The sequence below is a fragment of the Nostoc sp. FACHB-888 genome (assembly GCF_014696655.1).
In the GTDB taxonomy this organism is placed as follows: domain Bacteria; phylum Cyanobacteriota; class Cyanobacteriia; order Cyanobacteriales; family Nostocaceae; genus Nostoc.
In genome coordinates this window covers 56,282-70,946 of record NZ_JACJQM010000013.1, presented here as the reverse complement: position 1 = coordinate 70,946, position 14,665 = coordinate 56,282, and the positions used below count along the sequence as shown (strand labels likewise).

The following is a 14,665-nucleotide window of genomic DNA, read 5'->3' as shown; positions in this document are numbered from 1 at the left end:
TTAGGGAGGACATGATATCATCCCATTTTTGGAATCAAAACGACTCCTCCTCCCCCTGCCCCCTTGCCTCTTGTTCAACGAATACGCACAAATCCAGCTTCATTCATCAGTTTTTGTCCCTGATTTGTTAGTAGCATTTTGGCGTATGCCTCGCCAACTTGTTGTTCTAAACTGCCATTATTCTGCTTGACTATGACAAACATTTGACGTGTAATTGGATACTGACCTGTTTTGAAAGCATCAATGTTTAACTTGTTTCGTTGATTGGGACATTGATCGGCTTTAATCAAAGGTTCTGTATAAGGAGCGACAAAATTGTTCCCTTGTTTAGCGATCGCCAATGGTTTAATCTGACATTGGGGGACAACTTCTGGAGCCGAAGCGTAGTAAATGCCACCGCGATCGCTGATTAATTTTTTCAGCCCATCTGTTGTATCGTAAACGTATACTACATTACTTCCCAGTTTCTCTCCACTGAGAATGTTGTTAGCAAAGAACTCTACAGTGCCTCCGTCTTCAAAGCGACGGGAGTAAGGAGTAATTTTTAGGTTAGGGCCGCCAATCTGATTCCAGTTAGTTATTTTACCAGTGTAAATATCTTTAATTTGTCCCAAGGTTAGCCCTGGAATTTGGAGATCGGGGTGAACAGCGATCGCTAATCCTTCTAAAACCACTGGAATTTGTTTCAGGTTAAATCCCCGTTGTTGAGCTTGTTGATACTCTCTGTCTGCGATCGGACGGGAAGATTGAGAAAAGGTCAATTGTCCTTCCAATAACATCCGAATTCCTGTACCGGAACCTGGTGTAGCATTAATTGCATCGGTATAGCGTAATTCAAACTGTGGATGTGCTTTTTTGATTTCGGGATCTATATATTTCCGAATTGTTGCCCAAGATGTGCTACCACCATAAAACCATGTTCCTTCGGGAGCAGTTACTGAACTAAAATCGGAGTTAACTTTTTTCCCAACTAAATTGGAGCTGACTTTTTTCTCAACTAAATCGGAGTTAACTTTTTTACCAAATAAATAGGTTACACCACAGATAACCACGCCAAGCAAACTAATTAATAACCACAGCTTGATATTTTTCTTTGATTGATGAGTTGAATCCTTTGGCTTGATTGAAGTCAGCTTTTGCGGAGAACTTTCGCGTAATCCTTGCCAAGTCAACGGTTCAACATTAGCTTCAATACAAATTGTTGGCAACCAAATTGCACCTGGATAATCAGACTTAAAATGTTCTAGGCGTTTGCGGGCTTTTTTTACAGAAGTAAATAATGACTTATTATTATGGGTAAATTCTTGGAAAAAGTATCTTAAAAAATCTACTGCTACGGGATCTGGAACAGGTTCCCGCATGATAATAACTTGAGGTAAATGTATTTGGGCAAGTTGATTAGCTAATCCTAAACCATCACAAGAATTAAAAATTGCTAACTGTAATCCTTTGTCAATAGCTTGCTTCAAAGCCTCCTTAAATTCCTCAATAGTCAAACTCTCTTCATCGTTAAGTTCAATCCAACCTATCTGCCCATCTTCTTGACTTCCACTATGTCCCGTAAAAACGAAAATATGGTGGCCTTGTTCATCCCAAAGAGCATCACACAAATCTCGGCGGCTAGGCTTAATTAAACAGCGTACTTCTACGTCATCTGTTTCTAAGTCTTGAATTACTTTTAAGTCATCTTTTGTATTAATGCCGTCACTTCTCCCCACAGCAACTAAAATTCTGACTTTTGTGCTTTGAGGAACTAGTTTATTTATCTTAGTATTGGAGCTTTTGGGCGCACTGAGGGCAACTTCGGCGTTGGGATAGTGTTCTTCTAATAAATTCCATGCTTGCCAAGGAAGGCGGCGTAAATCGATATCTTTGGCATCAATGATTACACGAATCTCATCATTTGACTGATGTAATTGTTGAGCGATCGCAATTAATCTATCCCGGATTGGTTGCCACCTGCTATCTCCAGAGTTGAGCCATTGATTAAGATAATCCTTGACTGCTGCGGTGTGTTCCACGTGGGAGTGATTCGTCGCACTTTTAGGTGTAAGACGTAACCCTGGTGCAGGAGAAACGCAAGAACGCACAGCCTCAATTTCACGATAGGCTGACTGCCATTGATTGAAGGATGATTCTAAATCTGGTGGTAATGGAGGCAAAAATCCTTCCGTTTCTTCATCCAAGTTCTTTGCTGTTAGAATTACCAGAAATCCATTTTGTGAGTTATGTCTGAGTTTCAATTTGACGATCGCCATTGCTGTCTCCTTGCGTTTGTCTTAAACAACAAACTCTTCAATCAGACTTGTTTCCTCTAACACTATATTGACACTGAATGTTTCCTCGTGCTGGCAGCTAAATTCTAGTTGCATCCAGTCATCTGCACTTCTTGCTTGCACTTCCATGACGGTGTTTCCCGCTTCATCAAGGACAATCATTTGTAAACCTGGCGGTAGATGAATGGAATCATCACCGGGATAAATCCGCAGGCGAATATCAAAAACTTCGCTATCTGTAGGAGTTAACTGCAATAACAACAGTACTTGGCTTTCCAAGTCAATCACCTTCGCCCGGCTGATGGAGTTAGTTGAGGGACGAGTCATTGTGCTACTGCTTCTCAAATTGTTAGCAAACACTAACTCTGGTGGTTGCCAATCTGTCTCAAAAATTCCTGTAATCCATTGACGCAGATTTATTAATAGCGTTCGTCTATGTATAATCTCGAAAAGAGCATCAAAGGATTGCAGTTGTGCTATTTGCAGTATTGCTGGTGATTCAGCCATCTCCCTTGCTGGAAGAAATCCTAGTAATTCTACATAATCTAATTGCTGACTAAACTGAACTCCTACATAACCAATGCGCTCTCTTGTCATAGTTAAAGGCAAGACTATAGCAGCCTCACCCGGTAATACTGGACGACATTCAAGCTTACCGACACCCGGCAAGACTAAATCAGCAACATCAAAAATTGCCCTTAAAGCACGATGCCAACTGTCCCCTTGATTCAGCGCTGTCTCAATGTTTAGCCATTTGAGGTAGCTGTGAACGGCATAAACAGCCAGAGTATTCAGATAAACTTGTTTTCCCTTTTGGGGGTTATCTTGCTGGGCAGCAAATTCTTCAGCCCAACGGTGGGCATTTTGGGGGAGAGGGACGCTTAAAATATGTGGTTGTGTGTTAGTCATTAGTCAGATCCGAAATTCATACCAATCTCTTTTAGCAGGGGAAGCAGCGCAGTGGTAATCAAGAAGCAGCGCAGATGGCAATGGCTAAGGCAATTCAGACAGAGCAGATTTTGCCCAAATTAGAAGAAATGGTTAAACAGGCTAAAACATCTGTGAATGCTTCCAAAGACAAGCTGAACCGGGAGCGCATGAAGCTAGAAACCTACAAAGCTGATATGCAAAATATGAAAGATATGTCAGAGGTGAATGAGGCACTAGCGATGATTGCCAAAGTCAATAATGAATTTGATATTGGTTCGGCGAAAAGTGACTTTGAAAAAGCTAAAAATGCAGTTGAAAGACGGAATCTACAAACTGGCGCTTTAGCTGAAATCTCTGAAAACCCAACTGAAAAACTCCAGGCTGAAATAGAACGAATGACTGTAGATGATGAAGTTTCTCGGCGTTTGCAAATGTTAAGTGAATCAAGTATTGAAAAACTACCAGAGTAAAAATTTATGAGTCAAAAAAGCCCTACTCCTCCAATTGTTTTTATCCTGACTTTTCTAACTTTAATGGGTGGTGGTTACTGGTTCTTTGTAATCAGACCAAGTAATTCTACTCCTCTAGTTAACACACCTTCTGTTAGTAATTGGACTTTTTCACCCCCAAGTTCAGTACAAAGCGGTACTACTTTGAAGATAGACGGTTCTACGAGCATGGTGACAATTAACCAAAATCTCAAAAGAGCTTTTGAGAGGCAGTTTCCTGGTACAAATGTTATCACTAGTGCTAATAGTTCTCAAAATGGGATCACGGATTTGGTAGCGGGTAGAGTAGATATTGCGGCGGTATCGCGATCGCTAACTGCACAAGAACAAAGTCAGGGATTGATGGCGGTGTCTGTGACAAAAGATGCGATCGCGCTTGTAGTTGGCAAAGCAAATCCTTTTAATCAAGGATTAACCAGCGCCCAAGTAGCAGATATTTTTCAGGGTAAAATTAATAACTGGTCAGCCGTAGGTGGTAACAGTGGAACTATTCGAGTCATTAATCGACCGGCGATTAGTGGAACGCATCAAGCATTTCAGGAAATGGTATTGAAGGGAGTTAATTTTGGCACAACATCAAATATTGCAACCTTACCACGAGATGCCACAACTCCTCTACTCCAAGCTTTAGGAACTGATGGCATCGCCTATGCAACCTTTGAACAGGTTGCTAATCAACAAACAGTACGATTTATTCCAATTGATGGATTGACTCCCGATGCAAATGCTTATCCCTACCAACGACAACTTTTTTATGTCTATAAAAACCCTGCTAGCCCTGGAATTCAAGCTTTTTTAGGCTATGCAACTTCGCCTCAAGGGCAGCAAGCTATGATACTGGAGAATTAATTCATCTATACAACTCCTATTTAATTCGTCAACTTCTTTCGTTCTTCTATTGACGCTCTTCTCTGCGAGACGCTGCGCGATAGCGGTATGCCTCCGGCACGCTATGCGAACGATAATTTTTATAATTCAAATAGGATTGCTATAGAGGATAATTAATTTGAATGCGTTATTTTACTTGCAATGATGGTTTCTTTGAGCGGATAGATTTTTAAGGATTGTTATTACCAAGATATTTTGCTTTTAACTCTTCTAATTCTTCATCTATTTTGTTTGTACTCGTAGGCTGAGATGTGGGGTTTGTTGGTTGTATTTTATTTGCTTGAGGTTTGTTGCCACCCAAAAATTGGGTTTTCATTTCCTCTAATTCATTATCAATTTGACTAGGAGATGGTGATACAAATGTGGATGGAGAATTAGGTGGCGATTGAGGGATAGGTTTTGGCGCTATTGCTGGCGTCGCTGCTACTTGTGACTGTTGATTTAAATCTTTGAGAACTTCGTCTACTGTTTGATAACGCCGAATTGGAATGCTTTCTAGCATCTTATTGATAATGCGACTCAACTCATTGCTGACGGGAGCTTTCAAGTATTGCTGCCAAACCCAAATATCGTTGTTGGTATCATAAGAATCGAAAGGCGATCGCGCTGTTAATAAATTAATACAAGTAGCACCCAAACTGTAAATGTCGCTGGCAAAAATAGCCCTACCTCTCATTTGTTCAGGGGCAACATATTCTGGACTACCAATACTTGTACCAGTTTGATTTAAGGCAGCGCCAGTGGCAGATTTAGCAGCACCAAAATCTACTAATACTAGTTTGTTATCCTTCTCACGTAAAATAATATTTTCTGGCTTAATATCGCGGTGAATTACGTGTCTAGCATGGCAAAATTGCAAAACTGACAATAAATCATTCAATAGTTGCCGGATTTGCGTTTCACTAAAAGCACCCCTATGCGCTAATTCCTGGGCTAAGTTATGCCCGTCAATGAATTCTTGTACAAGATACTGTCGGTTTTCTTGGGTAAAATATGCCAGTAGTTCGGGAATTTGAGGATGTTTGCCCAATTCATCTAACTGCACCGCTTCTTGGTTAAATAGCTCTACGGCTTTGGCAAGAGTGTTAGTGCCTTGGGATTGGGGATAAAATTGTTTAATGACGCAGCGTGGTTTTGAGGGTTTATCCTCATCCACAGCTAGAAAGGTTTTGCCAAAACCACCTTGTCCGATTGGTTTGATAGCACGGTAACGTTCTTTGAGGAGTAACTTAGAACCGCAAGTCCGGCAAAACTTGACATCATGAGGATTTTCAGGCTTGGGACAATGGGGATTAAGGCAGTAGCTCATAAAGGCGATCGCTCTTATATCTCTTTATTTTACTGGCGTTGAGGATGTGGACTTCTCCGAATCCGTTAAACTATGAGCGATGTCTACGATGGGCTACGCCTACGCACTGCTTAACTAGTACAGCACGGCAGAAATCAAGCCACCATTTTAAACAAGCAAAAGCCTTGATATATAAACTTTTGACTTTTGACTTTTAACTTTTGACTTCCGCCCTGCGGTACTACCCGATACCTTCTATAACTGGATGGAAGTAGAAGGCGAATCCCAATACTGTATAAGCAGCTAATAATAAAGTCCCTTCCAGCCAATTGGATTTACCATCAGAACTAATACTGTTTGCAATCAACACTGACGCAACCACAGCTACTAATTCAAAGGGTTGAAAATCTAAATCCATTGGTTGTCCCAATATCCGCCCTGCTATCACCAACACAGGCGCGACAAATAGGGCAATCTGCATACTTGATCCCACAGCTACCGAAAGGGAAAGATCCATCTTATCTTTCATCGCTACGGTAACTGCTGTAGCGTGTTCAGCCGCGTTACCGACGATGGGAACTAAAATCACCCCTGTAAACAGCGCCGTCAAACCTAGCTGAGATGTGGCCACTTCCAGAGAATCAACTAACATTTCTGACTCGATTGCCACCATTAAGGTACATACTAGCAACACGCCAACCCACAACATCATATTTGGTTTGGCATGAGGGGTTTCCTCTTCTTCTGTCTCCGCTACACCCACATCATATAGATAGGAGTGGGTTTTCATCGAAAATAGTAGCGTTAAGGCATAAACCAGGATTAACACCACAGCAACAGCAATAGAAAGATTTTGCAGTGTTTGTTCGTTAATTCCTTGAGAGGTATAATTCATTGCCGTTGGCATCAACATGGCAATCACCGCTAAATTCATCGAATCAGCATTCACCCGCGCCACAATTGGCTGAAATGTCTGTTCTTTGTAGCGCAGTCCTCCCAAAAGCATGGAAAAACCCATCACCAGTAGTAAGTTGCTAATAATCGATCCCGTGATACTGGCTTTGACTACATTTATTAATCCAGCGTTCAGCGCCACTAGGGCAATGATTAGTTCTGTTGCATTGCCAAAGGTAGCATTTAACAAGCCCCCCATTGATGGTCCCACTACAACAGCAATTTCTTCTGTGGCTGTACCCATCCAAGCTGCTAAGGGCAAAATTGCCAATCCAGCTGTAATGAAAACTATCAATTCTCCCCACTCCAGAAAGTGAGCTGCTAGAGAAACTGGGATAAATAGTAATAAAACCAGAAGAATAATGTTTTTAGTTGACATTTGTTGCCTTGGTATGAAGGTATCATTCACAGCGATAAATCCTAAATTTTAAATTTGCAGTGTTGAATTAACAATTACTTTCACTCAGCACTCCAATAGGATACTCTCAACCGCCTGTAGAGCAATTCAGAAATTGTACTGTTTTCAGTTCAATACTCTGTATGTAAAATAAGATTGCGATTTAAGGAGTTTTCGTAATTTTTTGTTGCAAAAGTATGAATTTGAGCCAAACTACTACACCAAAAATAGAGTTTAATGTATTAAAAGACAATTAAAATTTTGATTGGCGCTGCTAACCTGAAAACCCCTAACCGAGTCCTTGTTCAATTGCTAATTACATTTAAGCCTTCAGGGAAAGGGCTGTGCGATAACGCAGATTTCCCACTAGAATAAGAAAGATTTGTCAAAAATTTGGTTGGATTCCATAGTTGTTGTTTATACCGGATTTTGTGTTCAAACCATTGGAGAAAGGTTTATGCACAATGTTTTCGGTGCAACTGCAAGTTTTTTGTTTTGGATAAATATACATGACTTCTGCTGCTGAAATGCCAGCTAGCTCTGGCTCAACGTTAACATTACATTCAGATCCCAAAAACACTAAAGAAACCGATCCCCTGAGAAAGGCTAATGGTGTTTATGTGACGGTGCATGGTCATTTTTACCAGCCACCAAGGGAAAACCCCTATCTGGACGCAATTGAACGCCAACCGAGCGCTGCACCTTTCCATGACTGGAATGAGCGGATTCATTGGGAATGCTATCGTCCAAATGCTTTTGCCAGAGTCTTAAATGACCGAGGCGAAGTGGTGAAGATCGTCAACAATTATGAGTATTTTAGTTTTAATATCGGGCCAACGCTGATGTCGTGGCTAGAACGCTACGATGTGGAGGTTTATCAGCGCATTTTAGAGGCGGATGCCAAGAGTAGCGATCGCCTGCATGGTCACGGCAATGCGATCGCGCAAGTATACAATCACATCATCATGCCTCTGGCGAACGAACGCGACAAATATACCCAAATTCGCTGGGGTAAAGAAGACTTCCGCTCTCGCTTTGGCCGTGATCCCGAAGGGATGTGGTTAGCAGAAACCGGTGTGGATTATGCCACCCTCGAAGCTCTTGTTGCTGAGGGTATTCGCTTCATTATCCTTGCACCATCTCAAGCACTGCGTTGCCGTCCCGTCCCCACTCAAGATCATCCCAATCCTGAATGGCACGAAGTCGGTGGTAGTCAGATTGATCCCACCCGTCCCTATCGTTGTTATTTGAAGCCCACACTAAACACTTCATCTTCACCTCTAAGTGCAATCAAGGAGGGGAATGGGGATGGTAACGACTCCCCACTTCCCTACATTGATATCTTCTTTTACGATGGCCCGATATCGCGGGATATGGGTTTTAGTGATGTCGTTTATAATTCCAGTCACTTTGCTGGACGTATCGGTTCGGCTGTGCGTGGGGATCATCGGCCAACACAGTTAATCTCTGTGGCAACGGATGGCGAAACCTTCGGACATCACAAGAAGGGAACTGAGAAAACTTTAGCCTACGCTTTTACTAAAGAGTTTCCTCAACAGGGTTGGACAGTAACCAACTTCGCCCACTACCTCAGCTTAAATTCTCCTGGTTGGGAAGTGGAATTAAAATCAGTCACAGCCTGGAGTTGCGCTCACGGTGTAGATAGGTGGCAGGATGACTGTGGTTGCGGTGGAGAAGGTAGCATTTGGCATCAGAAATGGCGTCGTCCCCTACGCGATGCCCTAAATTGGCTGCGGGATCAGTTAACAGGGGTGTATGAGGAACATGGAGGACAGTTATTTCGCGATCCCTGGCTTGCACGAGATGAATATATCCAAGTAATGCGCGATCGCTCTGCTACCAATGTCAACCGTTTCCTAGCCCGTCATCAAACCCACAAACTAACCGCAGCCGAACAAGTAGACGCACTACGGCTATTGGAAATGCAGCGTCACGCTTTGTTGATGTTCACTAGTTGCGGTTGGTTTTTTGAAGAAATTTCTCGTCCAGAGGGGACACAAATTTTGCGCTACGCCGGCCGTGCTTTGGAATTGGCAGGGGAAGTGGCTGGTGTGCAGTTGGAAAAGGGCTTCGTCAAACGTCTTGGTTTAGCCCCCAGCAATGTCGATGACTTCAAACACGGTGGCGAAATTTATCGGCAACTCGTGTTAACTGCCCAGCTTGGCTTTAAGCAAGTAGCAGCCCATTACGCCATTACTTCCCTATTTACCAATCACAAACCAGCAGAAACGCACAATTTGCCTAGAAAAGATGCTGCGGACAAACAGTCTCAGCGTTACCAGAAAAAGGTTTATTGCTACGCTGCTAATGAGCTAGATTACCAGCTGCAACGCATGGGATCGCTAACTCTGGCTGTAGGAAATTTAAAGCTGGTATCAGAGATTACTTGGGAAAGCGAGCATTTGGTATTTGCGGTTCTCCATTTGGGAGGCTGGGATTTCCACTGCTGTATTCAACAATTTACTGGGCGGCGTGACTACAGCCAATTAAAAGAAAAGCTGTTCGGCGCACTAAAACAAGCTAGTGCAGCTCATACTATCTTGGCGATGACACAGCTATTTGGCGAAGAAGCTTTCAACTTGCAAAATCTATTTGCTGAAGAACGCCACCGGATTATGCGGCTGCTGAGTGAGGAAACGCTGACACGTTTAGGACAGTTGTATACTCAAGCGTACCGTGATAATTATGGTGTGCTGATGGCGTTTCATCGAGATGAAATAGCAGTACCACAAGAATTGCAGGTAGCAGCCGATATTGCTTTAGGGCATCGCTGTCTGATGACATTACGATCGCTTGAGCAAGATATCGCTGATCCCCAAAAGAGTTGGAGTCACATATTAGAATTGGAAGCGATCGCTACTGAAGCAAAACATCTGCGTTGTCGGCTGAATATTCCCGACGGTAAGCAGATGTTGGAACAGTTAATTGCGCGATCGCTTTGGCAATTGTTACACGATGCCAATGGTAGTTTTAATGCAGATATCCAATTATTGGAGCGATTGATTGATGTCGGGGATCAACTAAATATTGACATTTCCCTACAGCGATCGCAAGAACTCTATTTTAGTTGTCTGCAAAGTCAGATAGCGTCGGTGTGTATTACTAGCCTTGGGAATGAAGCAGATAATCAGTGTCTTCAGTTGCTCAAGTTGGGCAAAAAGTTAGCCGTTGATGTCAGCGTAATCTCAAATCAGTTGAGATAAATGTAGGGTAAGACGGTAAAAATTTCACACAGAGAAGGGGAAAATTTCCCCTTTTCTTTTTAGTTGGCTTTACTTAACTTGGGAGCGATCGCAATGGTACGGATAAAGCCACTCACACCTGAAGAGTCCACGGGTATGTTTTTCAAAAAACGTTCCTGCATGGCGTCCACGTGATATATCGATCCCAGCTTTCGTTTTAATCTCATATAACCAAGGAAAGGATACTGCTAAAACAGCTATGACCGCAAAGAGGTAGAAAATCGTAGTTTTATTTAGTATTGAAGAATCTTAGAGAATTGCTATTGTGATTTTGAGGCATAGATCGTGAGAAATTAATAGCTCATCCAATCCTAACCTAAAGCTGAAAATATCGCTGAAAGCGAGAATCAATGTTGCTTGATTTCTGCTGATTGCAGGTTAAACAGAGGGTTTGTAGATTGCTAATATCATTTTGACCACCACGAAAGAGGGGAATTATATGGTCAATACTGAGGTTAGTTTCTATAGTAGTTTTACCGCAGCTTTGACATTGATATTTGTCACGTTGAAAAACATATTTTTTCACTTCTGGCGGGATACGAATGCGGGGAGTTTTGCTCATTTTATCTTTAATTACTAATAAACTCTTCCAAGCTTGGTACATCTACCCAACTCGCTTTTGTATGAGATTCATGAGATAAATCCATCAACAATTGAGAATAAATTCCTTCTCGTAGCGATGGTGTAATTTCCTGATTGCGGTCAATTCCCTGCACCCATTGGTCTACTACGCGGATAAATGCTGAAATGCGCCCATCAGCATAATTTTTGGGAAAAATTAACCGATTCGGTATTTCTATTTCCGTTAGAGGTTTACCTGGCTGGGAACCCCAAACACGAAAACCATGTATATAATCTTTTTGATTTTCACTGCCCACAATTAATGTACCGCGATCGCCATATACTTCTACCCAATGGGTTCTTGGTGCGTGAACAACTGCACTGATAGAAAGTTGGCAAGGTGTACCATTCGCTAATTCTAAGGTTAATATACAGTTATCATCTGTATTAACTAGCTTAGATTCCCCACTAACAGGGTCAACTCGTGTGGGAATCGCAGTATTTAAATGGGCGCTTAATCTATGGACTGGCCCAAATAACCAGTGAATGTAATCGAAGGCGTGAGAACCCAAAGATCCCAATGCACCGCCTCCTTTCTCTTTATCAGAATACCAATTCCAAGCGCGTGAAGTATCAGCACGAGAAGAACCTAACCAATCAATTTTAATTAGGCGCAACTTACCCACATAATTTTCTGATAATAGTTTAGCAAACAACTGCCATGCTGGTACAAAGCGAAATTCAAAGTCTACAGTTGCAATAACGCCTTTTGCTTTAGCTAACTGATAAAGTTCTTTAGCTTCAACTGCATTTAACGCTGTGGGTTTTTCTAGTAATAAATGTTTCCCAGCTTGCAATACGGTTTTTGCCATTTCATAGTGCAAAAATGGCGGTGTAGAGATACTGACTGCTTGCACTTGAGGTAATGCCACAATATCAGCAAGTGAGTCGGAGGCGTGGTGAATATTATAGGATTCTGCTATGGCTTTAGCTTTATTTATATCTCGGTGATAAACAGCAACTACTTCAGTTTGAGGATGTGCTTGAAATCCCGGTATGTGGACTTTTTGACCAAATCCAGTGCCTGCGATCGCAACTCCAATCATATAATTTTTATTCCCTGATTTTTGTGATGTTCTTCGTTCGTAATAAGTTTTATCATACCTTTTTTATCGTAAAACTCTAATAGTCAATGGGTAGCGATAATGCTCTCCATTGTAAGCTTTAATAGCAGCAAAAGTCACTACAAACAATTGTAATACCAATTTGAATAAAGCTAATGACATAAGTACAGTTAATAAACTATCTAAAGTATTTTTTATTTCATTAAATGAACCATTGGTAGTTACTGCCATACTAAATCTAGTTAACAGCAAAATTAAGGATATTACTATGACAATGAAGGTATATAATGTTAAAGAAATTTGAAAATTTATAGATTCCTTTCCTTGTAAATCAATCCAGGGATACTGTGCTTTTTTACATCGCCAAATCATGACTGGAACTAAAAGGTTTAGGGGTAAATATACAGGAATACCAATAAACACTAAAAAAAACAATAATATCCACCCTAACAAAGCCGAGAAATGACACAACATCGCCCATATACGCATTTGTTGTTTAGGTTTTTCTCTCATGGCTTTTTATGTGTAAGTGGATTTAACAGATAATTCCCCATTTTAATTATCTATAAAAAAGCCAAACAAGAGCTTTAAATCTGAGTATTTCTCTTTCATAGCTTTCGGGAAGAGGTTCTATTTCCCAGACTATACCCTCTCCTAGCAGCAGCGCAACTTCTAAACCTTTGAGGACTTTATCAAGAGCGATGGCGTAATCGCCCCCCGGAGGCGATGGTCTGGAGGTCATCGCAATTTGAAAATAGTCTGACAGACTATACTAAGTACTGGCAAAACAAGCAACCGTCTTTTGGGATAACCAATAGCAAGGTTGATATAGAACTTACGCACAAGAGATCCGCTCTATGCTGTAAACTTAATAACACTAACGAATTTCCAATATGCGAGTTCAAATAACTGTAGTTGCGTTGCTTGCCGCCGTAGGCATCCCAGTAATGTTAGTGGGTGGGGAAAATCCACAGGCTCTTGCAGACTCGCAACCTCTTACTCAAGATGAGGCTAGTGGTATTGTGACCCCAAAAGCAACGATTCATATAGAAGGAGGTTATGCCAAATATGGTGATTATATAGGAACAACTTTAGGAGATAGCCAGACGTTTGAAATTTCCCAAAAAGTTGTCAAAGACATCCAGATTCGTTTTATTAATGGCAAAGATGAATTGTTTGATGACAAAGGTCAGCCAATCAAAGGGCGGACTCAGACAGATTTTATCATTGGTTTGCTGAGACTCAAACCAGGTCAGGTATTCCGTGAGGATTTACTTCAAGCAGACTTACAACGATTGAGGAGATTAGAGTCATTTAATCAAGTCAATGTTTACTTTGAAGAAGATGCTTCTAGTATTAATATCATTTATGAAATCAAAGAGCGTAGCTTCCCTTCTTTCATCTTAGGAGGCGGTAATAATGAAGATGTTGGGCTATACGGGCGGGTAGGTTACAAAGATGCAAATATTAGTGGTTTGAACGATAAATTAGATACAACTGTGCAGTTCAGCAGTAAAGATGTCCAGTTTAATGGTCAATTCACTAGTCGTTATCGTCCTGAAGAACCAAACCGTTTAGGCTATAGCATTAGAGGTTTTCGTAGTCGAAATATATCGGGAACTTTCAACGAAGATATCAGATTGTCTAACGGCAACAAAGTGCGAGAGGGAAGGTTTGGCGGTTCTGTAGGACTCTTACGCTCTTTTGATGACTGGGATACAACCGTGGCTCTCAACTATACCCGGATTAGCCTACGCGATCAAGAATATAATGTTGCACAGGTCGATAGATTAGGTAGTCCCCTATCTGTTAGCGGTACTGGAATTGATGACCTATTTACAGTATCATTTGCTGTATCCAGAGATCAACGCGATCGCCGAGACAATCCGACTCAAGGATCAATCCTCACCTTCAGCACAGAACAAGCGATTCCCATTGGACTGGGCAATATTTCCAGCAACCGCCTACAAGGAGACTATATTCAGTATTTACCAGTCAGTTGGATAGGTAATGGTAGACCAACCGACAATCCAGAAATGTTGGCTATTAACTTACAAATTGGTACGACCATTGGAGACTTTCCACCAGCTGATGCCTTTAATATTGGTGGGCTAGATTCTGTCAGAGGTTACGGTTATGGTAAAATTGCCAGTGGTCGGAGTTATGGTTTAGCTTCCATTGAATATCGTTTTCCACTTTTTCAGTCAATAGGGGGAGTTCTCTTTACTGACTTAGCCTTAGATTTCGGCTCTAGCGAAACCGTGCTAGGAGAACCAGGAGTGCTGCGAGACAAACCTGGAAGTGGCTTTGGTTACGGCTTAGGATTGCGAGTCAATTCATCTTTTGGGCTGATTCGAGGCGACTTAGGAATTAGCGACCAAGGAGAAGTTAGATTTGAAGTGACTACAGGTCAGCGATTTTAATCTCATTCGTTTTTACTCTACGTTCCTATCCTGGGGAAGGCGTTCGCGTAGC

General features: G+C 41.7%; 12 protein-coding genes. 4 read left to right on the top strand and 8 right to left on the bottom strand.

Translation table 11 applies throughout. From position 1 onward, the window contains the following. Positions 1-74: 74 nt before the first annotated feature. Together H6G26_RS10830 and H6G26_RS10825 are read right to left on the bottom strand one after the other, a co-directional pair. Positions 75-2,258: a substrate-binding domain-containing protein gene (locus H6G26_RS10830; RefSeq protein ID WP_190729253.1), complete on the bottom strand. Its 2,184-nt coding sequence runs from the start codon at positions 2,256-2,258 to the stop codon at positions 75-77. Between the two features lie 21 nt (positions 2,259-2,279). Continuing rightward, positions 2,280-3,185 carry a DUF1822 family protein gene (locus H6G26_RS10825; RefSeq protein WP_190729252.1) on the bottom strand — a complete coding sequence of 302 codons (906 nt, stop codon included), beginning with the start codon at positions 3,183-3,185 and terminating at the stop codon, positions 2,280-2,282. Between the two features lie 80 nt (positions 3,186-3,265). Between H6G26_RS10825 and H6G26_RS10820 the strand changes: the two genes are divergently transcribed. Next, on the top strand, positions 3,266-3,676 hold the full coding sequence (locus H6G26_RS10820; RefSeq protein ID WP_242053657.1) for a hypothetical protein: 411 nt from the start codon (positions 3,266-3,268) through the stop codon (positions 3,674-3,676). 6 nt (positions 3,677-3,682) lie between these two features. Beyond that, positions 3,683-4,564, top strand: coding sequence for a phosphate ABC transporter substrate-binding protein (locus H6G26_RS10815; protein WP_190729251.1), 882 nt, complete (start codon positions 3,683-3,685; stop codon positions 4,562-4,564). 208 nt (positions 4,565-4,772) lie between these two features. Here the strand turns inward: H6G26_RS10815 and H6G26_RS10810 are convergent, their stop codons facing one another. Together H6G26_RS10810 and cax are read right to left on the bottom strand one after the other, a co-directional pair. After that, positions 4,773-5,912 (bottom strand): serine/threonine-protein kinase, encoded by a 1,140-nt coding sequence (locus H6G26_RS10810; protein WP_190729250.1) that lies wholly within the window; start codon positions 5,910-5,912, stop codon positions 4,773-4,775. 220 nt (positions 5,913-6,132) lie between these two features. Then, positions 6,133-7,224 (bottom strand): calcium/proton exchanger, encoded by a 1,092-nt coding sequence (cax, locus tag H6G26_RS10805; RefSeq protein WP_190729249.1) that lies wholly within the window; start codon positions 7,222-7,224, stop codon positions 6,133-6,135. A gap of 527 nt (positions 7,225-7,751) precedes the next feature. Between cax and H6G26_RS10800 the strand changes: the two genes are divergently transcribed. Beyond that, on the top strand, positions 7,752-10,466 hold the full coding sequence (locus H6G26_RS10800; RefSeq protein ID WP_190729248.1) for a DUF3536 domain-containing protein: 2,715 nt from the start codon (positions 7,752-7,754) through the stop codon (positions 10,464-10,466). Positions 10,467-10,821: 355 nt separating this feature from the next. On the opposite strand, the gene H6G26_RS10795 is transcribed toward H6G26_RS10800, so the two are convergent. From H6G26_RS10795 to H6G26_RS10780, 4 genes are all read right to left on the bottom strand, one after another. Next, positions 10,822-11,067: an HNH endonuclease gene (locus tag H6G26_RS10795; RefSeq protein WP_190729247.1), complete on the bottom strand. Its 246-nt coding sequence runs from the start codon at positions 11,065-11,067 to the stop codon at positions 10,822-10,824. A 7-nt stretch (positions 11,068-11,074) separates the two neighbouring features. Then, positions 11,075-12,172: a Gfo/Idh/MocA family oxidoreductase gene (locus H6G26_RS10790; RefSeq protein WP_190729246.1), complete on the bottom strand. Its 1,098-nt coding sequence runs from the start codon at positions 12,170-12,172 to the stop codon at positions 11,075-11,077. Between the two features lie 63 nt (positions 12,173-12,235). Next, a complete protein-coding gene (locus H6G26_RS10785) occupies positions 12,236-12,703 on the bottom strand; it encodes a DUF4870 domain-containing protein (RefSeq protein WP_190729245.1) in 468 nt (155 codons plus the stop codon). 46 nt (positions 12,704-12,749) lie between these two features. Beyond that, on the bottom strand, positions 12,750-12,932 hold the full coding sequence (locus H6G26_RS10780; protein WP_190729329.1) for a hypothetical protein: 183 nt from the start codon (positions 12,930-12,932) through the stop codon (positions 12,750-12,752). Between the two features lie 151 nt (positions 12,933-13,083). Between H6G26_RS10780 and H6G26_RS10775 the strand changes: the two genes are divergently transcribed. Continuing rightward, complete coding sequence (locus H6G26_RS10775) at positions 13,084-14,613, top strand: BamA/TamA family outer membrane protein (protein ID WP_190729244.1); 1,530 nt, start codon at positions 13,084-13,086, stop codon at positions 14,611-14,613. Positions 14,614-14,665 lie beyond the last annotated feature (52 nt).

Coding starts and splice junctions, on each gene's coding strand:
- H6G26_RS10775 (WP_190729244.1), top strand. CDS start 13,084: ATGCGAGTTCAAATAACTGTAGTTGCGTTGCTTGCCGCCGTAGGCATC.
- cax (WP_190729249.1), bottom strand. CDS start 7,224: ATGTCAACTAAAAACATTATTCTTCTGGTTTTATTACTATTTATCCCA.
- H6G26_RS10790 (WP_190729246.1), bottom strand. CDS start 12,172: ATGATTGGAGTTGCGATCGCAGGCACTGGATTTGGTCAAAAAGTCCAC.
- H6G26_RS10810 (WP_190729250.1), bottom strand. CDS start 5,912: ATGAGCTACTGCCTTAATCCCCATTGTCCCAAGCCTGAAAATCCTCAT.
- H6G26_RS10795 (WP_190729247.1), bottom strand. CDS start 11,067: ATGAGCAAAACTCCCCGCATTCGTATCCCGCCAGAAGTGAAAAAATAT.
- H6G26_RS10820 (WP_242053657.1), top strand. CDS start 3,266: ATGGCTAAGGCAATTCAGACAGAGCAGATTTTGCCCAAATTAGAAGAA.
- H6G26_RS10825 (WP_190729252.1), bottom strand. CDS start 3,185: ATGACTAACACACAACCACATATTTTAAGCGTCCCTCTCCCCCAAAAT.
- H6G26_RS10800 (WP_190729248.1), top strand. CDS start 7,752: ATGACTTCTGCTGCTGAAATGCCAGCTAGCTCTGGCTCAACGTTAACA.
- H6G26_RS10815 (WP_190729251.1), top strand. CDS start 3,683: ATGAGTCAAAAAAGCCCTACTCCTCCAATTGTTTTTATCCTGACTTTT.
- H6G26_RS10785 (WP_190729245.1), bottom strand. CDS start 12,703: ATGAGAGAAAAACCTAAACAACAAATGCGTATATGGGCGATGTTGTGT.
- H6G26_RS10780 (WP_190729329.1), bottom strand. CDS start 12,932: ATGACCTCCAGACCATCGCCTCCGGGGGGCGATTACGCCATCGCTCTT.
- H6G26_RS10830 (WP_190729253.1), bottom strand. CDS start 2,258: ATGGCGATCGTCAAATTGAAACTCAGACATAACTCACAAAATGGATTT.